This window comes from Guptibacillus hwajinpoensis, assembly GCF_020524165.1.
Taxonomy (GTDB): Bacteria; Bacillota; Bacilli; order Bacillales; family Guptibacillaceae; genus Guptibacillus; species Guptibacillus hwajinpoensis_D.
Genome location: NZ_JAIVKU010000003.1, coordinates 220155 through 242932, shown reverse-complemented (window position 1 = coordinate 242932; position 22778 = coordinate 220155). Strand labels below are relative to the sequence as shown.

Annotated in this window: 22 protein-coding genes; 9 read left to right on the top strand and 13 right to left on the bottom strand. The window is 40.7% G+C overall.

Annotation, left to right across the window (positions count from 1 at the left end; all coding sequences use genetic code 11):
- Nucleotides 1–61: 61 nt before the first annotated feature.
- From LC090_RS04520 to LC090_RS04480, 9 genes are all read right to left on the bottom strand, one after another.
- Complete coding sequence (locus LC090_RS04520; RefSeq protein WP_226655664.1) at nucleotides 62–310, bottom strand: YusG family protein; 249 nt, start codon at nucleotides 308–310, stop codon at nucleotides 62–64.
- 141 nt (nucleotides 311–451) lie between these two features.
- Complete coding sequence (gcvH, locus tag LC090_RS04515) at nucleotides 452–841, bottom strand: glycine cleavage system protein GcvH (RefSeq protein WP_098444881.1); 390 nt, start codon at nucleotides 839–841, stop codon at nucleotides 452–454.
- Nucleotides 842–942: 101 nt separating this feature from the next.
- The gene (locus tag LC090_RS04510; protein ID WP_226655662.1) at nucleotides 943–1302 is read right to left on the bottom strand and encodes an arsenate reductase family protein; all 360 of its coding nucleotides are present in this window, start codon (nucleotides 1300–1302) and stop codon (nucleotides 943–945) included.
- 233 nt (nucleotides 1303–1535) lie between these two features.
- The gene (locus tag LC090_RS04505) at nucleotides 1536–3320 is read right to left on the bottom strand and encodes an acyl-CoA dehydrogenase family protein (RefSeq protein ID WP_226655660.1); all 1785 of its coding nucleotides are present in this window, start codon (nucleotides 3318–3320) and stop codon (nucleotides 1536–1538) included.
- A gap of 26 nt (nucleotides 3321–3346) precedes the next feature.
- Complete coding sequence (locus LC090_RS04500; RefSeq protein ID WP_226655658.1) at nucleotides 3347–4522, bottom strand: acetyl-CoA C-acetyltransferase; 1176 nt, start codon at nucleotides 4520–4522, stop codon at nucleotides 3347–3349.
- 19 nt (nucleotides 4523–4541) lie between these two features.
- Nucleotides 4542–6938, bottom strand: coding sequence for a 3-hydroxyacyl-CoA dehydrogenase/enoyl-CoA hydratase family protein (locus LC090_RS04495; protein WP_226655657.1), 2397 nt, complete (start codon nucleotides 6936–6938; stop codon nucleotides 4542–4544).
- A 186-nt stretch (nucleotides 6939–7124) separates the two neighbouring features.
- Nucleotides 7125–8039 (bottom strand): proline dehydrogenase family protein, encoded by a 915-nt coding sequence (locus LC090_RS04490; RefSeq protein WP_226656583.1) that lies wholly within the window; start codon nucleotides 8037–8039, stop codon nucleotides 7125–7127.
- 337 nt (nucleotides 8040–8376) lie between these two features.
- A complete protein-coding gene (locus tag LC090_RS04485; protein WP_226655654.1) occupies nucleotides 8377–8646 on the bottom strand; it encodes a YusU family protein in 270 nt (89 codons plus the stop codon).
- A gap of 45 nt (nucleotides 8647–8691) precedes the next feature.
- Nucleotides 8692–9024, bottom strand: coding sequence for a hypothetical protein (locus LC090_RS04480; protein WP_224592336.1), 333 nt, complete (start codon nucleotides 9022–9024; stop codon nucleotides 8692–8694).
- A 341-nt stretch (nucleotides 9025–9365) separates the two neighbouring features.
- Between LC090_RS04480 and LC090_RS04475 the strand changes: the two genes are divergently transcribed.
- The 9 genes from LC090_RS04475 to LC090_RS04435 all read left to right on the top strand — a co-directional run bounded on the left by LC090_RS04475 (nucleotide 9366) and on the right by LC090_RS04435 (nucleotide 18132).
- Nucleotides 9366–10853: an FAD-dependent oxidoreductase gene (locus LC090_RS04475; protein WP_226655652.1), complete on the top strand. Its 1488-nt coding sequence runs from the start codon at nucleotides 9366–9368 to the stop codon at nucleotides 10851–10853.
- A 62-nt stretch (nucleotides 10854–10915) separates the two neighbouring features.
- Nucleotides 10916–11092, top strand: a complete 177-nt coding sequence (locus LC090_RS04470) for a hypothetical protein (RefSeq protein ID WP_226655650.1) — start codon at nucleotides 10916–10918, stop codon at nucleotides 11090–11092.
- Nucleotides 11093–11158: 66 nt separating this feature from the next.
- A complete protein-coding gene (trhA, locus tag LC090_RS04465) occupies nucleotides 11159–11806 on the top strand; it encodes a PAQR family membrane homeostasis protein TrhA (protein ID WP_226656582.1) in 648 nt (215 codons plus the stop codon).
- Between the two features lie 104 nt (nucleotides 11807–11910).
- Nucleotides 11911–12774: an ATP-binding cassette domain-containing protein gene (locus LC090_RS04460; protein WP_226655648.1), complete on the top strand. Its 864-nt coding sequence runs from the start codon at nucleotides 11911–11913 to the stop codon at nucleotides 12772–12774.
- Nucleotides 12771–15026, top strand: a complete 2256-nt coding sequence (locus LC090_RS04455; RefSeq protein WP_226655646.1) for an ABC transporter permease/M1 family aminopeptidase — start codon at nucleotides 12771–12773, stop codon at nucleotides 15024–15026. The genes LC090_RS04460 and LC090_RS04455 overlap by 4 nt, the downstream gene beginning before the upstream one ends.
- Nucleotides 15023–15589, top strand: a complete 567-nt coding sequence (locus LC090_RS04450; RefSeq protein WP_226655644.1) for an RNA polymerase sigma factor — start codon at nucleotides 15023–15025, stop codon at nucleotides 15587–15589. The genes LC090_RS04455 and LC090_RS04450 overlap by 4 nt, the downstream gene beginning before the upstream one ends.
- A complete protein-coding gene (locus tag LC090_RS04445; RefSeq protein ID WP_226655642.1) occupies nucleotides 15570–16370 on the top strand; it encodes a hypothetical protein in 801 nt (266 codons plus the stop codon). The genes LC090_RS04450 and LC090_RS04445 overlap by 20 nt, the downstream gene beginning before the upstream one ends.
- A 10-nt stretch (nucleotides 16371–16380) precedes the next feature.
- Nucleotides 16381–17247, top strand: coding sequence for an ATP-binding cassette domain-containing protein (locus LC090_RS04440; protein ID WP_226655640.1), 867 nt, complete (start codon nucleotides 16381–16383; stop codon nucleotides 17245–17247).
- A 129-nt stretch (nucleotides 17248–17376) separates the two neighbouring features.
- Nucleotides 17377–18132 (top strand): potassium channel family protein, encoded by a 756-nt coding sequence (locus tag LC090_RS04435; protein WP_226655638.1) that lies wholly within the window; start codon nucleotides 17377–17379, stop codon nucleotides 18130–18132.
- Between the two features lie 77 nt (nucleotides 18133–18209).
- Here LC090_RS04435 and LC090_RS04430 read toward each other — a convergent pair whose 3' ends face one another.
- From LC090_RS04430 to LC090_RS04415, 4 genes are all read right to left on the bottom strand, one after another.
- Nucleotides 18210–18923, bottom strand: a complete 714-nt coding sequence (locus LC090_RS04430; protein WP_226655636.1) for a cupin domain-containing protein — start codon at nucleotides 18921–18923, stop codon at nucleotides 18210–18212.
- A 357-nt stretch (nucleotides 18924–19280) separates the two neighbouring features.
- Nucleotides 19281–20285 (bottom strand): S8 family peptidase, encoded by a 1005-nt coding sequence (locus tag LC090_RS04425; protein ID WP_226655634.1) that lies wholly within the window; start codon nucleotides 20283–20285, stop codon nucleotides 19281–19283.
- 113 nt (nucleotides 20286–20398) lie between these two features.
- Complete coding sequence (locus LC090_RS04420; protein ID WP_226656580.1) at nucleotides 20399–21760, bottom strand: PhoH family protein; 1362 nt, start codon at nucleotides 21758–21760, stop codon at nucleotides 20399–20401.
- Between the two features lie 138 nt (nucleotides 21761–21898).
- Nucleotides 21899–22669 (bottom strand): GNAT family N-acetyltransferase, encoded by a 771-nt coding sequence (locus tag LC090_RS04415; RefSeq protein WP_226655632.1) that lies wholly within the window; start codon nucleotides 22667–22669, stop codon nucleotides 21899–21901.
- Nucleotides 22670–22778: the final 109 nt, after the last annotated feature.

Here is a 22778-nt window from a genome sequence, read left to right as displayed (position 1 = left end):
GTGTTCCATCTGAAAGCTTCCAGTGCTTATCGGGCCTTAACGAGCGCTTTCGCTTTTCCTATTAACACCAGCCGAGGTCGCAGTCTTCTACGTACTTTGCATTTTGCTCTAGGGCTTGTTCGTAATGGTAAATTTTATCTTGAACAAATTCGTATCCTTCTGATAACTCGTAGCGATTGCCCTGATCAGAGAATAAAATACGGCCGATTTTTTCTTTGTTCAGAAAGAGGTTCATCGCTTTTTGATCAAATTTACCATAAACTTTATTCGTGATATCAATTCTTACCATAGGACGAGAAGTATCAATCATTGGGATCATCTCCTCTATATAGTATCTTTCTTTACAGCCTCTATAATAGAGAACTAAACAAAAGAGAACCATTGATTAGAGTTTATGATGAAACCTACCCACTCATCATTCATTTCTTCAAAAGATAATGCCGCAAGTTTATTATTCGTCTTCACTTACCATTTTTTCGTAAGCTTCTGCAGTCATAAGCTCTTCAATTTGAGAAGGCTCAGAAGGTTCAACAACAACCATCCATGCTTTTTCGTATGGTGAATCATTAACGAATTCAGGGCTGTCTTCTAGATCTTCATTGACAGAGAGGACTTTGCCTGAGATCGGTGCATACAACTCAGATACTGTCTTTACAGACTCAACACTACCAAACGGCTCGTCAGATTCGATGGTGTCGCCTTCTTCTGGAAGTTCAACAAAAACGATGTCTCCAAGCTCTGATTGTGCGAAATCTGTAATACCGATGCGGATGTTTCCGTCTTCTTGCACTTGCACCCATTCGTGTTCTTCTGAATAGCGAAAATCTTTTGGTAAGTTCATTGGTAATTCCTCCCTGAAATAATTCCTCTAAATTAAGGTTATTCAATCATATTAATTACAATAACTATCGTATAATAGTTATTATTAATTAAGCAACTATTTTATCGTTTCCACATTTCCTCAAAAGACTCTTCTTTAAACCCAACAGTCACATTCTGTCCGTCTGTTACGAGCGGACGCTTGATTAACATACCATCAGATGAAAGAATGTCGAGCAATTCATCTTGAGAAGATGAGGCAACTTTATCTTTTAAACCAAGCTCTCGATATTTCTGACCGCTTGTGTTAAAAAATTTCTTGATTGGTAATCCACTTTGATCAACCATAGTGGCTAATTCATTTTTTGATGGTGGATTTTCTACGATGTGAATTTCATTTACTTCCACATCGTTTTGCTCAAACCATTTTTTGGCTTTACGGCATGTCCCGCATTTAGGATAGGCATAAAATGTAATGGGCAAAATTGTTCCTCCTTAAGAACTTCATGTGATTCTATGGATAGTTTACCACATGACAGTGTAAGGACAAATACAGAAGCTTCTACAAAGTTAGCTTTCGGCATGAAAAAGAAAACTCCTTTATTTAACCACTCTTTATCTTTCCTAATCATGAGAAAAAAATCCCCCCATTGTTGGAGGGATGAAAGAGAATTTGGTTTGGAAGTGATTAAAATTACCCTTAATCTTAAATCACATTAAACAGTAAAGCGCTGTTGCTCTAGAACGGTAGCGGCAATTTCACGTTTCTTTGCAATCACATTAATCGGTGTGTAACGTGAAAGTTTACGAAGAGCCGAAATCATCATGCGTAGAGAATCCCCAGTTTCAACAGCAACCAATGTTTCTTTCGCATGTGCCTCTATGCGATTGAACGCTTCCTGACAGAACACTTGTGTGAGAAGAAGCTTTTGGTTTTGCTTTTCTGCACTCGTTTTATTGATCGCTTTTTCTGTGCGTAGGACAGCTGATTCCATTGAGTAGATTTCACTTACGATGTCCGCAATGTTTGATAAAACTTCTTGCTCTTTATCAAGCGCTTTGCCATACTTTTGCACTGCTGTTCCAGCAGCCATTAGCATGATTTTCTTCGCCATCGCAACAAGATGCTTTTCTTGCTCAAGTGGCGCATCCCCAATTTCTTGTGGAGTAAGCATCATGAGTTCTTCTTGAAGAGCCGTTGCTTTTTCAAATAATGGTAGTTCACCTTTCATTGTCTTACGAACCAGCGTACCCGGAACAAGAAGGCGGTTAATCTCATTTGTACCTTCAAAAATACGGTTAATGCGAGAATCACGATACATTTTCTCAACTTCATATTCAGACATGAAACCATAACCACCGTGAATTTGTAGAGCTTCATCTGCTACATAATCAAGTGCTTCAGAAGCAAACACTTTATTTAGTGAGCATTCAATCGCGTATTCTGCGATTGCTTCAGCTACTTTAGCACCATTTTTCTGTTCCTCATCGGAAAGTTTTCCTAGCTTTTGCTCGAAAAGTCCACCTGTACGGTATGTCGAACTTTCCGTAGCGTAAGTCGCAACAGCCATGTTTGCTAATTTTTCTTGAATAAGAGAGAACTTTGCAATTGGCGTGTTGAATTGCTTACGCTCGTTAGCATACTTAGCTGCAAGTTCGATCCCTCTCTTCATGGCACCAATTGTACCTACAGCAAGCTTATATCTACCCACGTTAAGAATGTTAAAGGCAATCACATGACCTTTTCCTGCTTCACCAAGAAGATTTTCTTTAGGAACCATAACATCATCAAGAATCAATGTTCTTGTAGAAGAAGCTTTAATTCCCATTTTCTTTTCTTCTGGACCTGTGGAAAGTCCTTTAGAATCACGCTCTACAATAAAAGCAGTGAACTTTTCACCATCAATTTTCGCATATACAATGAATACATCTGCAAAAGCAGAGTTTGTAATCCATTGCTTCTCACCATTTAAAATGTAATGCGTTCCTTCTTCGTTTAGTTTCGCAGTCGTTTTCGCTCCAAGAGCATCCGACCCTGATCCAGGCTCCGTTAGTGCATAGGCAGCAATCTTCTCGCCTGTAGCTAGACCTGGAAGGTACTTTTTCTTTTGATCTTCATCGCCGAAAAATACGATTGGCAGGGAACCAATCCCCACGTGTGCACCATAGCTAACTGAAAAGCCTCGAGCACGAGAGAATTTTTCTGTTATAACGGAAGAACTTATTTTGTCGAGTCCTAGACCACCATATTCTTCAGGGACATCGGCTCCAAGAAGACCAAGGTCACCTGCTTTTTCAAGCAATTTACGAGAGATATCGAACTCATGGTTTTCAAGCTTCTCAAGTTGAGGAACGACTTCTTTTAATACAAAGTCTTCCGTTGTTTTTCCCATCATGACATGCTCATCAGAGAAGTCCTCCGGTGTGAAAATATCTTCAAACGTTACGTCCTCTACTAGAAAGCTCGCACCCTTGATTGTTTTGTTCATTGTATTAGACATGCTGATCATTCCTCCGTTTTCATTGTTTATAGAATTTCAAACACACCAGCAGCACCCATGCCGCCTCCAATACACATTGTGACAACACCAAACTGTTCTCCGCGACGCTTCATTTCATGAATTAAACTAAGCGTTAGCTTCGTTCCAGTACATCCAAGTGGATGCCCAAGAGCAATGGCGCCTCCGTTTACATTCACTTTCTCTTCATCAAGACCGAGCTTTCGAATAACGCGAAGTGATTGAGAAGCAAAAGCTTCGTTTAGTTCAAACAATCCAATATCTGATAGTTCAAGGCCTGCAAGACGAAGTGCTTTAGGGATGGCTTCAATTGGGCCAACTCCCATGATTTCTGGCGCTACTCCTGCTACTGCAAACGATCGGAATTTTGCCATTGGCGCTAATCCTTCGCTCTCTGCTTTTTCACGATCCATGACGAGGACGCTCGCTGCTCCATCACTTGTTTGAGAAGAGTTCCCTGCTGTAACAGAACCCCTCACATTAAAGACCGGACGCAGTTTTCCAAGAACATCTAGAGATGTATCCGCACGTACTCCTTCATCTTGTGAAAAAAGAAATTTCTTTTCTTGAAGCTTGTTTTTCTCATCAATCCACTTTTTTGTCACTTCTACTGGAACAATTTCATCCTGGAATTTACCATCTTTAATTGCCTGTGCTGCACGCTGATGACTTCTTAGCGCAAAAGCATCCTGATCTTCTCGGCTAATTTCAAAGCGACGCGCCACTTCTTCCGCCGTATGCCCCATCCCCATAATGTATTCAGGTTTTTCTTCTACAAGAGCAGGATTTGGCTTGATCACATGCCCGCCCATAGGTACAAGACTCATAGACTCTACGCCACCAGCTAGAATTGTTTCTGACTGCCCAAGCATAATTCGCTCAGCGGAATAGGCAATGCTTTGCAATCCAGAAGAGCAATAGCGATTGATTGTAATCGCTGGTACGGTTTCCGAAAGGCCCGCTCTGGCCCCTACCATTCTTGCGACATTTAACCCCTGTTCCGCTTCAGGGATAGCACATCCGATAATCACGTCATCTATTTCACCATCATAACCGCCTGCACGCTTAAGCGTTTCCGCAACGGCAATGGCCCCAAGGTCGTCAGGACGCATATTTGCAAGCGTTCCACGATTAGCTTTTCCTACAGGTGTTCTTGCTCCAGATACAATAACTGCTTCTCTCATCAAACTTCCCTCCTCCATACTAGTTACGCAGCGGCTTTCCTTTTACTAACATGTGCTGCATTCTTGCTTGCGTTTTTGGCTCTCCTAGCAGGCTGAGGAACGCTTCACGCTCAAGATCAAGTAGATACTGTTCATCGACAAGTGTTCCTTCTTTTACTTTTCCGCCTGCAATGACATGAGCAAGCTTCGTTGCAATCGTCAAATCATGATCGGACAAGTAGCCGCTCCACTTCATCGTTTTTGCTCCCATTAGCATTGCAGCATAACCTGCTTCGCCTGCAACTGGGATCTTTTTAGATACAGGCGGCTGATAGCCCTGTTCAGCAAGGAATAACACCTTTTCCTTTGCATCATGAAGGACGTGGTCCGCGTTAGCACTAATCCCATCCTGAGGCCGAATAAATCCTCTCTCCATTGCTTCATGTGCCGAGGTTGACACTTTCGCCATTGCGATGGTTTCAAACACATTGGCTGCAATGTCGGTAAGATTGACATTCACTCCAGGTGGTGTTTGTTCTAACTGGCGAAGATAAAGCTCTTTGTTTCCGCCTCCACCCGGGATTAAACCAACCCCTACTTCTACAAGACCCATGTAGGTTTCAAATGATGCTTGAATGGAGGCAGCTGGCATACATACTTCCGCTCCGCCGCCTAGCGTCATTTGGAATGGTGCTGCAACAACTGGTTTCTTCGAATAACGGATACGGCCCATTGACTGTTGGAACTTCCTTGCAACCATTTCAATTTCAAAGAAATTATCATCCTGAGCTTCCATTAACATGTAAGCAACATTGGCACCAACGCAGAAATTCTTACCCTGGTTCCCAATCACAAGCCCTTCAAAGTTCTTCTCCGTTTCATCAACAGCTTCATTGATCATCTGGAGAATATCCATCCCAATCGCATTATTTGGAGAATGAAACTCAAGGCCTGCCACGCCATCGCCAAGGTCAAGTAGCGTTGCGCCTGTATTTTTCTTAATTACACGATTCTGAGCTTTTAGTCCTTTAAGATGAATAATCTTCTTACTCTCTTCGACTACTTTCTGATCACCTTTATGATAGAAAGATTGAGTGGCGCCTTCCTGTTTATAGAAAGAGGTTTGACCTGAAGCCAGCATCTGATCAACCCATTCAGGAACCGTTTCCCCTTCTTCTTTCATTCGAGCCACCGACTTCTCTACTCCGAGTGCGTCCCACGTTTCGAACGGACCCATTTCCCAGCCAAAGCCCCATTTCATTGCACGATCGACGGCATCGATATCATCTGCAATTTCATAAGCTTTCTCAGCAGAATAGAGGAGTACAGGCTTCATAATGTTCCAGATTAATTCACCAGCGCGATCATTCGCATAAGCAAGCGCTTTCAGTTTATCCGCTTTTGACTTCGCTTGTTTACTCGCCTCAACAGAAGCCGTTTTTAATTTCTGTCTTGGTTCATATTCAAGCGACCTTGGATTCAACTCTAAAATTTCGCTACCTTTTGCGCCTTTTTGTTTTACAAAAAAGCCCTGACCCGCTTTTGCTCCAATCCAGCCTTTTTCTTTCATCTGCTGCATAAATTCAGGAATGCGGAAAACTTCTTTCTCATCGCCCTCAACCTGCTCAAAAACGTTGTTTGCTACGTGGATAAACGTATCAAGCCCAACAACATCAAGTGTTCTGAACGTGGCACTTTTTGGACGGCCAATTGCTGGACCAGTAACAGAATCTACCTCACCAACTGAAAACCCGCGGTTTAGCATTTCTCTCACTGTTACAAGAAGACCATAAGTCCCGATACGATTCGCAATAAAGTTTGGTGTATCTTTCGTCTCAACAACACCTTTACCGAGAGTATCCTCACCAAAAGTTTTCATATAAGAAAGAACTTCTGGATCTGTGTCTTTCGTAGGGATCACTTCAAGAAGCTTTAGATATCTAGGTGGGTTAAAGAAATGGGTACCAAGAAAGTGTTTTCTGAAATCTTCTGATCTTCCTTCAGCCATTGCTTCTACGGAAATACCCGACGTATTCGAGCTAACAATCGTGCCGGGTCTTCTAAATTGATCTACTTTTTCATATACTTTTTTCTTAATTTCCAGGTTTTCAACGACCACTTCAATGATCCAGTCAACTTCCTGCAAGCGCTCCATATCATCTTCCATATTTCCTGCTTCAATTAATTGAATGTGATCTTTTTTCGAAAGTGGTGCAGGCTTTTGTTTCTTTAACTTCTCAATCGCTTCTGATGCAAGTCTGTTTCTGACCGAGCGATCAGCTAGCGTAAGGCCTTTGGCTTTTTCCTTCTCGTTTGGTTCTTTTGGTGCAATATCCAATAACAAACTTGGAATTCCTACATTCGCCAGGTGGGCGGCAATGCCTGATCCCATTACTCCTGCTCCTAATACAGCTACTTTATGAATGCTACGTGTCATAGCGAACCTCCCCTGTTGAATGAATGCTCATTCATTTTTGTCTCAAAAAAAAGAGCGAGATCATTTCCTCTGTCTCTACTATAAAATATATTCTGAAATTTAGCAATATACCACACTTATTTTTTTAACAAAATTTTACGACTTCTTCTGGACTTGTTGTAAAAGCGGACAATCGCCCGCCTTTTCTTATTTCATCATACCTTTTAACACAAAGGCTACGTTTGCAGGTCGCTCGGCCAGTCTTCTCATAAAATAGCCGTACCAGTCTTTTCCATAAGGGACGTAGACGCGCATTTTGTACCCTTCTTTAAGAAGTTCTTCTTGTTTTTCTACACAGATCCCATAGAGCATTTGAAACTCAAATTGTGTGTGCGGAATATTGTATTCTTTAACGAGTTGCTTTGTGTATTCAATAATCTGGTTATCGTGAGTAGCAATGGCTGTATAATTCCCATTTAACAAATGCATTTTAATAATCTTTTTAAAATTTTCATCCACATCTTTTTTGTCTGGAAAAGCTACTTTATGGGATTCTTTATAGGCACCTTTCACAAGTCTCAGGTTAGGTGAGAGCTCATTCAGCTTCTCAACATCGTTAGCTACCCGGTACAAATACGCTTGCAGAACTGTTCCAATATTCGCAAATTCTTTCTTAAGCTTAGTGAAAATTTCAATGGTTTTCCCACATCTCTCGAAATCTTCCATATCGATTGTCACAAAAACGTCGTGTCGATCGGCGGCTTCGAGAATGCGACGCATATTTTTCATCGTGATCTCATCATCAATATCGAGTCCCATTGATGTGAGTTTAAGAGAAAGCTGTGAATCCAGCTTCTCTGCTGCAATTCGCTCAATCGCTTCAATACAATGATTTGTCATTTCATCAGCCTCGGCGGCATTATCAACAAATTCACCTAAATGATCGATCGTAACAGATAATCCTTTTTGATTTAACCTTTTTATCGCGTTTACGGAACTATCAAGAGACGCACCGGCTACAAATCGGCTTGCTCCAAAACGCATACCATACCGCTTCGCTACTTTTGTTGCTACTCTATTCTTCCCCATGTATAAAAAGAAATTACGCATTACTTGTTCCATCATAACCCCTCCATGAAAACGCATACAAAGCGTTATAAAAAATATATTTTGGAGAAAATCGGCATATAGTATCAAATACCGCCATATTTCGCCTCTTCTCCTATTCTACCATGATATGCTAAAGATTCGGCTAGTTTTGATAGATTTTCTCTCGAATTAATCCTGTTAAATTTTAACTATCTTTTTACTCTATACCCCACTAATTAGAAAGTATAAACGATACACTAGTATATTTCCGATCGTGGCTTTCGGATCCTTTGCTTTTCTTCATTTATGGCTGCCCATATAAAATTGGGTCTACACGAAAAAATGAAACCAGGAGAAAATCCTGGTTTCATTAATCAGCTTCTTTATTTGACGCTTGAGCTTTTCGGTGCTCCTCGTTCATGGTTTTAATTTCAGCCACCAACTCTTTCATGGCATCTTTTGCATCAGGATACGTTTGGTTCCAGTGCTTCGCTAATGGAGGCATCGTTTTGGAGAGATGCGTGTACATGGCCCAAAGCTTTACTTTTTCCTTAAGCTCAGGACTTGTATCTCCAAGAAGAAGTTCGGTGTATTTGTCCATCAAGCCATCAACTTGTTCCTGAAGTGTTTCAAGACTCATTTCTTTCACTCCAATCACACGCAGAATATCCTAAGTATAGCATATTTAAGAGGATACTCGACCATTCACCTGGACATCTCTTAATCTTCCATAATCAATACGTTCTTGATTTTCTTTGATCGCCTTAATTAACTCGTCTATCAGTACCTTCTCATCTGTCACAATAAAGAAACGACAGGAGATCATCGCAAAGTCACCAAAAAAAGCTCGGCAACCTTCATAGCGTTTTGCATCACGGACGGGCTGATATGGAAAAATAAAGTTTCCGCTTTCTTCAAAGGCAGGATCAAGAGGATGTTCTTCAAGAACCTTAATAAGCTCTCGAATCGTTAGCTCTCGTCCATGCTCATTTGTTCCAATTTCGATAATTTCAAGCAAGGCTGATTCCCCCTTCTTTACAAGGTTCGAAAACAAACTGCTCTGATAGAGGGCCGACGAAAGAAACATCACGTTTACTGAAACAAAAAAAGAGTCAGAATAAATTCTGACTCAAACTTATGGGTCACAAAGAGTGAGTATTTACAAAAGGGGGGGACCTGACCTCACTCTTTACATTATCTTATGTCGATTCGCTCTAATTGGCTGGACAAGTACCACGGTACAAACATGGAATTTTCATTAAATCTCTCTATCTGTAAGACATACTGAAACATGATATGTATCCTGATCACCATTATAATAGAAGGAAATGGAATGTGGAGCACGATGGAGGGATTAAAATGGAGATCATTGTGATTGGTGGGGGGATCGGTGGACTAACGACTGGAGCCTTACTGACAAAAGAAGGTTACCAAGTGACAATACTTGAAGCCTCAAATGAATGGGGGGGATCTGCTGGAAAGTTCAGCAGAGGAAAGTTTCTTTTTCCAGTTGGCGCAACGATGGGAATGGGCTTTGAAGAAGGCGGCTTACATCATCGGATTTTCAAAGAATTAGGACTATCGTTTCCCGCCATAGCAATGGATGAAATTATGAGAATTTACCAGGGGAGTCGGGTCATGCCTTACTATTCTGATCGAAATCGTCACTTATCAGAATGTGCGATTCAATTCCCAGATTACGCTGAAAAAATTGTTTCCTTCTACCAGGAGATATGGAAAATGGGTGCAGAAATTCGAAAACTAATTGATCCCCTTCCGGTTGTTCCACCGGTTACATTCGCGGAATGGAGAGGTCTGCTTCTGTCTCTAAAACCCGGCACTCCGCTTCTTCTCCCATACTTAAGAAAAACAATGGGCGATCTTCTTTTGAAACATAACCTTATGAAGGCAACGGGTTTCAAGCATTTTATAGATGGACAGTTAATTGATAGTATGCAAGCAACAAGTGAAAATTGTTCGGCCCTGATGGGGGCTCTTGCTCTCGACATTTACCATGAAGGCGCTTATTACACGGAAGGGGGATTATACCGGGTTGCTGAAATCCTTCAGCAATATATTGAGAATAACGGCGGGAAAACGTATCGCAGGAAACAAGTTCAAACCATTCGCCGCGAACATAACCGTTGGGTGGCCATTGATCAAAAGGGAGAACGGTGGAAAGCGGATCATCTTGTGAACAACTTACCGGTACAGAGTTTTGTTCCCCTTCTCCCAGAGCCACTTCAAAAACAGCTTCCTTCAAAGTTATTAAAGAGAAGCCAACTATCTCAGTGGGGCGCTTTTACAATGTACCTTGCTTTGGATGAGAAAGTCATTCCTAATTATACTGCGCTGTTTAGCCAGGTGCTTTCCTCTGAGGGAGACATGACAGAGGGAAATCATCTATTTTTATCACTATCAAAGTCGAACGACCTTAACCGTGCACCGGCTGGCTTTCGAACGTTAACCGTCAGTACACATACCGAACTCCATCACTGGGATACAAAAGAGAAATATGATCAGTATAAACAAGAACTTACCGAAAAGATGCTAACTGGGATTGAACGCGTCATTCCACATATAAGAAGCGGGATTGAGTTACAGATGACAGGAGCTCCTCGAGCATGGGAGCGTTTTACGAAAAGACCAAAAGGTATGGTAGGTGGCTTTCCCCAAACAAACGAATATAGTCTGTTTAACAGTCTTTCTCATCGCACTGGACTAGATGGCCTATGGCTTTGTGGCGACAGCGTATTTCCTGGTGCTGGTACGATTGGCGTATCGACGAGCGGTTATCATGTCTATCGATCCATTTTGAAAGATAACAAGAAAACAAAGCTTAATTAGAATAAATTCGGTATTCTTTGGCAGAATGATACTATCATTTCATGTTAAAGGAGCGAATGGTTATGAACGAAAAGAATAAATTAGTTACTTCTGATAGTGAAAAACTTCTTACGGCTATGCGAGAAGAAATTGCGGAAGAATTCCTTGTAATGGAAGCTGTCACCGAGCAAATAAAGGAAAAAGATTTTTATACCTATCACCTCTTAAAAGAAGCTGAAAAACTTAGAGATCAAAAATGAGACTTTCACAACAATGACGTGCGGGGAATCCTGTAGTATACTTCTAGTAATTGATCTTAAGGAATGATGCTTATGACAACTCATACGTTTACGGTTGGTGAAGAACGCGCAAATTATATCACTCATGGAATTGGAGCGATCATTAGTCTGGCTGCTCTCGTCATACTAATTGTCTTTGCATCACTTTACGGAACGGCCTGGCATATTGTTAGCTTTACCCTTTTTGGCACAACGATGTTGCTGCTATACACGGCATCTACTCTCGTGCATAGTTTTCCTCCTGGAAAAGCAAAAGACTTTTTTGAAATACTTGATCACTCTTCCATTTATTTTTTTATCGCAGGTACGTATACTCCTTTCTTATTTATCGTCATTGAAGGCTGGCTTGGCTGGACATTATTCGGAATTGTGTGGGGTCTTGCCATTATTGGAACAGTTTTCAAAGCTTATTTTGTTAAAAGATTTCTTTTCATCTCTACGATTCTTTACGTTCTTATGGGTTGGCTTATCGTTCTTGCCTGGAATCCACTTACGCAGAACTTACATCCGAACGGAATGATGCTTCTCATCATTGGAGGCATCCTGTATACGATCGGTGCCGTGTTCTATGTATGGAGAGCGTTTAAATACCATCATGCTGTCTGGCATTTATTTGTTGTAGGCGGGACACTCGCTCACTTCTTCTGTGTTCTGTTTTACGTTTTACCGTTGTAAAGCTATTCCTCTGCACGAATTGTGCAGAGGTTTTTTGTTTGACAAAACCTTTTCACGCTAACAATCGTCTTAGCAGTAGAATAATGTTTAAAGGATGAACACCTGTGATTGAAGTATCTCATCTAACCAAGCAGTTTAAGAAAAAGAAAGTCCTCCACGATCTCAATTTAACGATTGAAGGAGGAATGATTGGGCTAATTGGGCCTAATGGTGCTGGAAAAACAACGTTTATGAGAATGCTAGCCGCTGTATCAAAACCTTCTTTTGGAGATATTATTGTCAATGGTTATTCGATTCAAAAAGAAGCGTCAAGTGTTCGCAAAGATATTGGCTATCTTCCTCAACATTTTCAGCTGTATCCACAACTTACTGCATCCGAGTTTCTTGATTACGTGGGACAGCTAAAGCGGGATGGGTTTTATGACCATGAACGAGAAAAGAACCGCTTACTCGATGCTCTTAACTTAAGGAGTCAACAAAATCAAAAAATCAGGACGTTCTCGAATGGAATGAAACAGCGGCTGGGTATTGCCCAGGCACTGTATAGTGAACCCACCCTCATGATCTTTGATGAACCATCAGCAGGTCTCGACCCTGAAGAACGGTTACGTTTTCGCAATATTATGGCAGATGTGTCGAGTAGAAGAACCGTCATTTTATCAACGCACATCGTAGATGATATTGAATCAAGTTGTGACACCTTAATCGTTTTAAATAAAGGACAGATTATCTTTAACGGGTCACCTTCTGAGCTACAGTGTAAAGGTAACGGTGTTGTTTGGGAATTCGATCTTGAGGAGGAGGATTGGGATCGACTTGCAGGACTACAAATGACGTTAACAAAACGAAAAGCTGAAGGGTTGCGCTGTCGAGCCATTTCACCTGTGGCACCGTTTGAGTTTGCGGAAGCCGTCAATCCCACTCTTGAAGAAGGATATATGGCACTGATTGGGCGTGATGGCACATGAGAAAATGGATGGTTCAATTTAAACTTGAATTATCGTTCTTGTTTAAAAGTTGGATTTTCACCCCTCTTCCATCCCTTTACTTCATCTGGTTACTTTTGAGCATGAATACGAATCAGGAAGGCATTCATGGGAATCTCTATCGAACGACATATGAAACCACTCACTCGCTTATTTTCATTCTTGTAACCGGCTTATGTATTTTGATCGGAGTCTACCTCATTCGTCGTGATGTGGGAAATGAGTCTTTTGAATGGCATCAATCCTTTCCTGTATCTAATTTTATTTTCATATCTGCTAAATTTGTATCTGCCCTTCTCTATATGACGATTTTTACGGTTCTCATGTCAGCCACTTACTTTCTATTTGCGACGAGCGAGAACATCGCCATAGAAGAAACGGCTATGACTATACAATTCTTCTTTATTCAATATGAAGTGACCTTTTTGATTAGCTTATCTCTTGGCATGCTTTTATCAGTTCTAATTAAAAATCGGTTTGTCTATTTAATCGCGTTCTGTGCCTGGATGTTTGGAACGCTATTTATGGAGATTTTCATTATTAACCAGGGAGAACTTTTTTATTTAAAAGCCTTCCACCTTACGTACTTATTTGTTGATTCTGTCCTTATTAACGGGACGTGGGGAATTCAATTGATGAAAGAGGAAATACAATTGCAGCGTCTCTTTGTTACGACGGTTGCAGCCTTTCTTCTTGTACTGATCATCTTTATCCTTAATATTCGGAGGCCTCATCAATACGACAGGCTATGGAGAGGGTTACTGATTCTAAGTGCTGGGCTCGTTATTCTTTCTTACCTTCCCTACGCATCTTTCTGGAATGAAAGAATGAGAGAATTTAGCGAGATAAAAGAAGAGTCACCGTTTATCACAAGTGGGCAAGACGGTGAACATAGCTACATGACATTCCCGCCTCTTCCTCATCCAGATGGACTTTTGGAAAAGGAAGGAGCTCTCTATCAACCAGACCGCTTTGACATTAAGCAATATGATCTTTCAATCAATCAGCAAAAAGGTGACTCTCTTTATGTTGAAGCATATCTTACCCTACCGGAAGCTGAATTTTCAACGAATGATGTCATCAAATTCACATTGAATCAAACCTTTAAGGTTAAAAATGTGATGATCGATCATCAGCCTGTTCCGTTTACAAGAGAAAATGATTTTATAACGATTTCATTACCTGATCAAACAAACACACCCGTCATTCAATTGGATTACGAGGGAACATATAAGCTTTGGGCCTCTAACTACGGTCAAGAATTCTATCCAGGGTATGTGGGGCACGACCAGATCATCATGCCATCTCAATCAGCATGGTATCCTTTGCCTGGGCATCAGTATCTTTATGATATAAATGGTCAATCGCAAACGAATGTAGGATTGAACAATCGGGCGGACTTTAACGTTACCGTGACTACACCTTCACCTACCTTTGGAACAATCGAAGAGCATCAATCTCCAAATGGAACTTACAAACTACATGGAAAAACCGCCAAACTCGACCTTTATTCAGGCGATCTCGTAGCAATCACATCAGATCATTTTCCGTTTTCGATTGTCACAACCAGTTATAATCGAAAACGTGCTCAAACATTCATGGCCGAATTGGACAAACGGCTTCTATATACCGATTACTATCTTACGAAAGAAATCGAACCCATGAGTCATCTCTTTATCTTACCTGTTGAAAACATTCGCTGGGCAAATTATATGAGGCAACAAGGGTTTATTGACCAAAATTATCTTTTAAGCGAGTCATCTTTCTATCAACTCGATGAACCATACTTATTGAAACTGCTTCTTCAAATTAACCTTTTACATGACAGTACAGAAATTTATGGGTACGAAGATGGTGAATTGGTAACAAGCGCGATTCTTAGTGCTTACACTTACCTTTATGAAGTAGAACATGGCAACGAAGAAAGAGCCTCCGCCATCAAGGGCATGGTGATTACACTTAAAGAAGACATTCCAATGGAGAACTATAGCGAAGAAGAGATTAAAGCAAATCGCGTTTTCACTATGATCAAAACTGCGATTGAATCTGGAAAAGAAAAACAAGTAAAAGAGGTTCTTAATCGCATTTATAGCGAAGAATGGATTGATCCGGGATTTCCTTCCGATTTCTCTTTATTTCGTGAACCATCTACACTTATCTCCTATGAAGAGTGGCAGCAAATATGGGATGAAATAATGCAAGAAAGTCAGAAAGGAAAGGAGAAGGTTTCATGACAGATGAAGAATTAGTATCGGCAATGGCTCGAGGAAATCAAGCTGCTTTTGAAGCTTTTGTTCATCGCTACCACGCACCGCTTCTTGGCTATCTTGAGCGAATGTTACGCGATCGAAAAAAGGCAGAGGATGTCGTTCAGGAAACCTTTCTAAAGTTAATCAAACAGCTGAATTCAAAGAAAATCCCTGAAAAAATAAAGCCCTGGCTCTATCAAGTAGCCACAAACCAGTGCAGAGACTATTGGAAGAGTGCAGGATTTAAATCGGAAAAACAAATTCTCGATTTTATACCTGATCAGCCTGATCAAGTGCCTTCTGTTGTTGAACTATTTGAGCGACAGGAATCACGAGTAGAATTTCTTAAAAAGTTAGATACCTTATCAGAAACCCAAAGAGAAATTGTCTATTTACGTTTTTATCAGGAATTAAAGTATCATGAAATTGCCGAAACATTAGAACTGCCGCTTGGTACGGTCAAATCGAACTTATTTCATGCCTTAAAGAAACTAAAAGCATCTCTAGCTCGAAAGGAGGAAGTTAGCCATGCAAAACATCGATCTTGAGTTAGAAAAGTTAGAAGAAGATTTAGAGCAACCGCTCAAGTCCTATTTGGCTACGTCGCCCCGTTCAGAGGATACACAAAAACTCCTTATCTCTTTACAGGATTCTTTTGATCAATTGAAACCTTCTGAAATTGAATTTGATTTTGATGAAGAAACTGAACCAACTAAGCCTTCACTTACAAAACAATGTTTGAATCAATTCAGTTCATATCACTGGGCATACTGGTTGATCAGCTTATTGATTTTCGCGATGCTATCGGTCATTTCTTCTGGCAGTATGGAATCTGATAGTTTATTTCCTATCGTTGTTCCAATTTATTTACTTTTTGGTGTCCTTTATAGTTATAAAACGTGGAATAAAGAAATGCGCATGGTCGAATCGATTACACCCTTCCCACCAGCCCTGTTGCTTTTAAGTAAACTACTTGTTGTTCTAATAATGAACATCGGACTTGCGCTATTATCGACCCTTTACATTGTAAAAGATAATTCGATGATTAATCCGGCTACTTTCCTGTTACATTGGTTCGCCCCTCTTCTCTTCCTAACAGGTTTACTCGCCTTTGTGCTCTTTCATAAAGGGGTTATTGCAGGATTTGTTGCAGCGCTGATTGGATGGGTATTGACGTTCCTCGTTTTACCTTATACGGTTTATGCTATTTCTGGTGAAGCGTTTCAACAGAACATCTTGTTTATCGTCTCTTATCTCATTATTCTTTGCCTAGGCGTCGGGATGCTTTTCTTATCTTACCGGAAAAGCTTACGTCTATCTTATTTGTGAGGGATAGCCAATGATACAAATCGAAAAAATGAAGCATACTCGTAAACAATTTGCTCTTTCCATTCCAGAATTAGATTTAGGTAAAGGCATCACCATTTTAGTTGGCAAAAATGGCTCTGGTAAATCAACGTTACTTCAATTAATTGCTACTGCGTTAAAGCCACAACGAGGTATGATTAAGTACGGCGGGAAAACAATAGACGATGCCCTTCCCTTTATACGGAAAAATATCGGATTTCTTCCCACCGGCATTGAGCTTTATGAAGAAATGAAAGTAAGTCGTTTTCTACGCTACATGAGTGAATTAAAAGGTGGCGTTCATGAAGAGGCTGTTGAACAAACGATTGTCGCGCTTCACCTTCAGGACGTGAAACGCGTTAAAATTAAGACTCTTTCACAAGGTATGAAGCAAAGAGTCGGACTTGCACAGGCGATTCTCGATTGTCCTCCTATTTTGCTCCTGGATGAGCCCTTAAACTATCTGGATAGTCGAGAACGTAAAAATGTGGTGTCACTTTTATCGCGATATGCCAAAACGAGACTTGTACTAATCGCTACACATGAGTTAAACGAATGGGAAGATATTGCGGATGATGTGATCTGGCTTCAAGAAGGAAAAGTTATCTTTAGTGGCTCTACTCCGCTTTGGAAATCAAGGCTTCCTTTACGTGTATGGCAAGGTCAAATTCTCCTTTCTCAAATCACGGCTTTAGATTCCGAACGAGTGATTCATATGAAACGAGGACCGGACTATTACTACATTAAATATATGGATTTTTCAAAACCATTCACTCATTTTAAAGAAGCAGAAGTCACAATTGAAGATGCTTACTTTATACGTAAAAAATCAAGAGACCAGGGGATCATAACTCACTAGAAGCATCGGGTTCTCATAAAGGCAGCTCTCAATGAATAGAGAGCTGTCTTTGCTTTGGCAGGGGATTAGCTTTTCAATAGCGAACTAATGATTAACCTAATGACTAATCAGGTAAAGAAGGTGATTTCTTTGCAAAAGCAACTTCTTGGCATGATTTACGAATTCACTCTCGCCCTTCTCTTAATCTTTTCACTCGTCGTTGATTTACCAGATCCTGAAGGGGCCGCACTCGATTTCTTTATTTGGATTCTATTCTTAATTGATTACATCACCCGCCTCTTCTTAAGTCATAATAAATGGCAATTCATTAAACAACACCCACTTGACTTAATTGCTATTATTCCGCTTGATCAACTGTTTCGAACGGCAAGGCTTGTCCGACTGGTACGCGTCATTCGTTTAGTCGCCCTCATTAATCACCGTACCTCTGTTTTTGAATTATTTCTCACAAAATATAAAGTTGACCGCGCCTTTATTTATGTCATCTCCCTCCTTTTCATTTCTGCCCTTTCCATGAAATGGATTGAGCCAGAGTTTGAAACATACGGAGATGCCCTCTGGTGGGCCGTTGTCACAACAACAACAGTCGGCTATGGTGACTTATATCCTGAAACAGCAGCCGGAAAAATCGTTGCAGCGGTTTTAATGATGGTCGGAATTGGGACCATTGGGGTGATTACAGGGACCGTTGCTGCCGTGTTTTCTAATCATAACCGCAAAAACCTTCCTTCTGAATTGGAAGAAATCCGAAGAAAGATTAACAGCTACCCAAACATTAGCCAGCTTGACTACAAACATATGATTGAAAAGCTTGAAGAAATGAAGAAGAAAAACTCGAAAAAGAGTGATGATGAACAAAAAACTTCCAAACATCAGACTTCATAATTCAGTCAAAAGAGATGCAAAATCCCCCAAAAGAGAGATGAATCTTTTTTGGGGGATGACCCTAGTAGCCTACACTGTTACGTAGATAATTTCTTGCTTTTTTGAAGAAGTTTCGATTCTCCAGTACGTTCCCATTCTTCCACTACTTTGTATGCCTTTTCAGGCGAATACCCCTTTCCAACCAGTACTCCCATTAAAATGAATTCCTGCAAAATGTGCGTCGCATTTATGCCTCTTTTTACATCTTCTAACCCTTCATTTACGAGGTATTCCGTATATTCAACCCACTCGTCAGGTGTTTTACCAAACACCTTTTCAGCTCGATTATTCACAGCTTCTTCTGCTGCTATCGCATCTTCTTTCGTTTTATGAACCGTTCCAAACGGATGATTAGGTGGCGCGTAAATGGAGTAAAGCTTTATTGGAACATCACCCGTATTGGTTAGGTTATGCCATGTTCCTGCCGGAATAAAAACAGCATAGTCATCGTATACTTCTTTCTCATAATTCAAAGCATTTTTCCGTTTCCCCATTTGAACCCTTCCCTGACCTTGTTCAATACGTAGAAACTGATCTAAATTAGCATGTCTTTCCAGTCCAATATCTTCTCCAACGTCGATGCTCATTAATGTCAATTGTAAATGGTCACCCGTCCACAAAGCCGTTCGAAACGTATCGTTTTGCAATGTAGCTTCATTAATATTGGCAACGAAAGGTTTCGGACCATAATCTTTAAATTCTCTACTCCCGTGACTACTTTGTGATCCAAAAGAATTAACATTCGTGTACATTTTTTTCAATCCCTTCCCAAATCATAAAATATCCTATGCATTTGTACCGGGTGTGTACGTTAAATTTAAAATCGTGACCCATCTTTTACATTAAGGCTATGTTAAAGAATGATGATGATTTTAGGCTCATTTACGTCCTGTGATGCCCAATCGCTTCGAGCAAATTCATTTACTCAGGCGATTGGGCATCACAGGACAACCTTTCAGCAAAGCTGAAAGGCGAGTGAAACGAAGGTTTCACTCGAATGAGCCAAAAATCGAGAAATCAACAATATAAGCTAACATAGACTACATTAAAGAGAACAGAAAAAAACGCACTGATGTGATTCAGTGCGTTTTATTATCATCATTGCGATCTTATTTAATCACTTTTTCAGCTTTCACTTCAGTTTGACTCCATGTTGTCGTATAAACATTGAAGAGCGATTCAAGTTGATTGACTAGATCAAGAGCGAGTAGCCCATTCCCTTCTGCTTGCTTTGAACATCCAATGGGCACCGTTCTCTTAATGAGCTGTGAATAAATTTCGGCTTCACTGAGCGTTCGCTTAAATTCTTTTTCTGCCACATTCTTTAGAAGGGCAAGAGCTCCAGATACGTGTGGGGCAGCCATGGACGTGCCAGAAAGAACGGCATATTTTCCTCCAGGATAAGTCGAAAGAATATCGACACCTGGTGCAATTAAATCTATCTCATTATTCGTATTCGAAAATGGCGCAAGCATACGCTGAAAAGAGGCTGCCCCTACTTCAATAACCTCATTATAAGCTCCTGGATAAGCGTATTCAGACGTATCCTCCCTGCCATCCCCTTCATTTCCAGCGGCGCACACAACCGAAATATTTTGATTCACCGCGTCTTTGATTGCATCGTATAGTTCAGGAACATTTGATGGTCCTCCGAGAGACATTGAAATCACATTGACGCGCTCTCCATCCGGTCCCTTCCAATCAATGGCATAACGAATGCCATTAATAATAGATTGATAAGATCCGCTGCCTGCCTCATTCAGTACTTTTACAATTAGCAATTTTGATTCTGGCGCCACACCCTGAACACCTTTTTCTCCGTTCGTTGCGGCAATTGTTCCGGCTACATGCGTGCCGTGTCCATTATTATCATCGTAACGGTCCGCGTCTCCTTCAAAATCTTGCGTGAAATTTTTACCACCAATAATGCGAGATTGAAGATCTGGGTGATCCATCTGACACCCGGTGTCTACAACGGCAATGATCCGTCCCTTTCCTTTTTCAGCTTCATCCCAAATGGCTGGAGCTTGAATCATTTCTACTCCGTCCGGTAGAATGCCCGCTTCTTGGACGACTGCATTTACTTTGAATGGTATTAATCGAATTTCACTCATGTTTAACGCCCCCTCTTTTAACTGAATTATCTGATAAAGTGACGAGGGTTGTCTAGTTCCATATGGTCTAATTTCCCATATTTTTTTCTCTGAACGTCGTTCTATTTTACTACTTAGAGAAGACGAGCGGCTATTTCAGCGAGCTTACTTCGTTCTGTACTTGTTAAGTGAACAATCCCAACTTCACCTTCTTGCTTTAAACGTTCGACCGCATAGGTTAGACCATTGTTCACAGCATCAAGGTAAGGATGATCAATTTGCTCAGGGTCGCCAATCAGAACGATTTTTGTTCCTTCTCCAACCCGTGTTAGAATTGTTTTCACTTCATGTGGGGATAAATTTTGAACTTCATCAATAATCACAAATTGATTTGGGATGCTTCTCCCTCTTATGTATGTTAATGCTTCAACTTTTAATGTTCTTAAGCCCGATAAAATGTTGTTCAATTCCTCTTCGTTAGTAGCATCAAACAAAAATTCCAAATTGTCATAAATGGGCTGAATCCATGGTCTTAGTTTTTCTTCTTTTTCACCTGGTAAAAAGCCGATATCATTTCCTACGGGTACGACAGGTTTTGAGACAAGGAGCTTTTGATAATGCTGCTCATCTTCTGTCTGGCTAAGTCCAGCAGCAAGTGCAAGCAAGGTTTTGCCCGTTCCCGCTTTTCCAGTCGCACAGACGAGGGAAACTGTTTTGTCCATAAGAAGCTCCATTAGCATGCGCTGCTGGACGTTTTTTGGAAGTATTCCCCAGATATGTTCACTCTCTCGATTTAATCCCTGAACCACCAATTTTTGATTGCGAATTAAGACCCTCCCAATTCCCGAATGACTGCTTCCAAAGACATCTTTTAGAAGGATAAAATCTTGAACATAAACTTCCACGGTCGTATACTCTCGCACACTCTCCATTGAAAGTTCACCGCTCTGATAAAGAGCATCAATGACTTCAGGGGGCACAAGGATTTCATGATAGCCTCGATGAAGTCGCTCAACGTGTTCAATGAGGCGATCATTCTCATATAGCTCTGGAAAAAATGCAGGCAAATCAAGTGACTTCTTTAGCGCATCTGCTTTTGCAATCATTAACGTATCATTTGAAACAAGGACCACGTCACCTATTGAATCCGCACTTAAATTAATGGCTACTGCAATAATACGATTATCATTTGATTCTTCACTAAACTCATTTCGTAATTTATCAAAAGAGCGATGATTTAACTCAATTCGAAATGTTCCTCCTGATTCAAGCGGAATCGGTTGATCGAGCTTTCCTTTGTTTGTGTCTCGCAGTTTCTTATACATTCTGCTAAATTCTCGCGCATTTCGACCTACCTCATTCATTAATCGCTTCTTAGAATCGATTTCTTCAATCACGATCGCAGGGACGACAACATGATTGTCTCCAAACTGAAAGAGTGAATGGGCATCATGCAAAAGAATATTGGTGTCTAGAACAAAGGTTTTCAACAACAGAACAGCTCCTTTTAACGAAAGTTTAAGAAGGCGAAGGAAGGCCCCTTCACTTTGAGCTATTCCCGATTTCTTCTCTTTGATCCTACCTTTTTACATAAAAACCATCGAATTTACAATTTCTTCATAATCAATTGTTTGCTATATTCTCACGTACTGTTTAAAGGTTGCATATTCATGAAAACCAGACTTTCGGAGAATGGGTTCAGACATTCCAACTCTTGCCTGTGTCACTGCTAGCTCACATCCTCTTTTTCTCGCTTCAATTAGACGGTCTGCTAACAAACTACGATAGATGCCTTTCCCTCTATATTCTGGTAGAACAGCTGCTCCACTTAAGTAAATTGCTTTCCCGTCCTTACTATAGCGATAATTCGAATATCCTACTGGCTTATTATTATCGAGAACAAGCGTGTATCCGCCTCTTCGATCAAGGCATTTTAGATAAGAAGCTCGTTCATATACGGCTGCCTGCTTCGTCTCGCTGTCATATCCCCAGATCTCCGCAGCGACTTGCACATGCGCTTCAACATCTTCTTCCGTCGTTACTTCTCGAAATGAGAAATCGATCGAAGGGATTTCTTCTTCTGTCAGTATTTTCGCTAAACCAACGTATGTATCTTCATGCTGAAAGCCTAATGTCTTAAGCTCGGATTCTAGTTCACTAGAATTCGAGCTTGATCGCACCCACCATGAAAATGGACTTCCTTTAAAGTACGCAATGACCTCTTTTACATCTGCCACGCTTCGATAAAATCGAACAACCTTATTTGCATAGACACTTGTTGAATTTTCATTTTTGATCATCACGAGGTCATCATTTTGAATATAGTGAATAGATTCAGGTACAAAGGCTTCTTCATAATCCCATTGTATCGCTTCAATCGCACGAATGATTTGCTCTTTATTCAATATGTATCATCTCATTTCTCTCCCAATGATTTTGATTGATGCTGGAAACACAACGCCACCTTATATGGCCAATTTGTCACATCTGATGGTGATTAAAACGCATAGCACC

What these genes read in the sequence shown, in the direction of transcription:
- LC090_RS04520 (WP_226655664.1), bottom strand. Translation starts at nt 310, where the DNA reads ATGATTGATACTTCTCGTCCTATGGTAAGAATTGATATCACGAATAAA.
- gcvH (WP_098444881.1), bottom strand. Translation starts at nt 841, where the DNA reads ATGAACTTACCAAAAGATTTTCGCTATTCAGAAGAACACGAATGGGTG.
- LC090_RS04505 (WP_226655660.1), bottom strand. Translation starts at nt 3,320, where the DNA reads ATGTCTAATACAATGAACAAAACAATCAAGGGTGCGAGCTTTCTAGTA.
- LC090_RS04500 (WP_226655658.1), bottom strand. Translation starts at nt 4,522, where the DNA reads ATGAGAGAAGCAGTTATTGTATCTGGAGCAAGAACACCTGTAGGAAAA.
- LC090_RS04495 (WP_226655657.1), bottom strand. Translation starts at nt 6,938, where the DNA reads ATGACACGTAGCATTCATAAAGTAGCTGTATTAGGAGCAGGAGTAATG.
- LC090_RS04490 (WP_226656583.1), bottom strand. Translation starts at nt 8,039, where the DNA reads ATGGAACAAGTAATGCGTAATTTCTTTTTATACATGGGGAAGAATAGA.
- LC090_RS04485 (WP_226655654.1), bottom strand. Translation starts at nt 8,646, where the DNA reads ATGAGTCTTGAAACACTTCAGGAACAAGTTGATGGCTTGATGGACAAA.
- LC090_RS04475 (WP_226655652.1), top strand. Translation starts at nt 9,366, where the DNA reads ATGGAGATCATTGTGATTGGTGGGGGGATCGGTGGACTAACGACTGGA.
- LC090_RS04470 (WP_226655650.1), top strand. Translation starts at nt 10,916, where the DNA reads ATGAACGAAAAGAATAAATTAGTTACTTCTGATAGTGAAAAACTTCTT.
- trhA (WP_226656582.1), top strand. Translation starts at nt 11,159, where the DNA reads ATGCTTATGACAACTCATACGTTTACGGTTGGTGAAGAACGCGCAAAT.
- LC090_RS04455 (WP_226655646.1), top strand. Translation starts at nt 12,771, where the DNA reads ATGAGAAAATGGATGGTTCAATTTAAACTTGAATTATCGTTCTTGTTT.
- LC090_RS04450 (WP_226655644.1), top strand. Translation starts at nt 15,023, where the DNA reads ATGACAGATGAAGAATTAGTATCGGCAATGGCTCGAGGAAATCAAGCT.
- LC090_RS04445 (WP_226655642.1), top strand. Translation starts at nt 15,570, where the DNA reads ATGCAAAACATCGATCTTGAGTTAGAAAAGTTAGAAGAAGATTTAGAG.
- LC090_RS04440 (WP_226655640.1), top strand. Translation starts at nt 16,381, where the DNA reads ATGATACAAATCGAAAAAATGAAGCATACTCGTAAACAATTTGCTCTT.
- LC090_RS04430 (WP_226655636.1), bottom strand. Translation starts at nt 18,923, where the DNA reads ATGTACACGAATGTTAATTCTTTTGGATCACAAAGTAGTCACGGGAGT.
- LC090_RS04425 (WP_226655634.1), bottom strand. Translation starts at nt 20,285, where the DNA reads ATGAGTGAAATTCGATTAATACCATTCAAAGTAAATGCAGTCGTCCAA.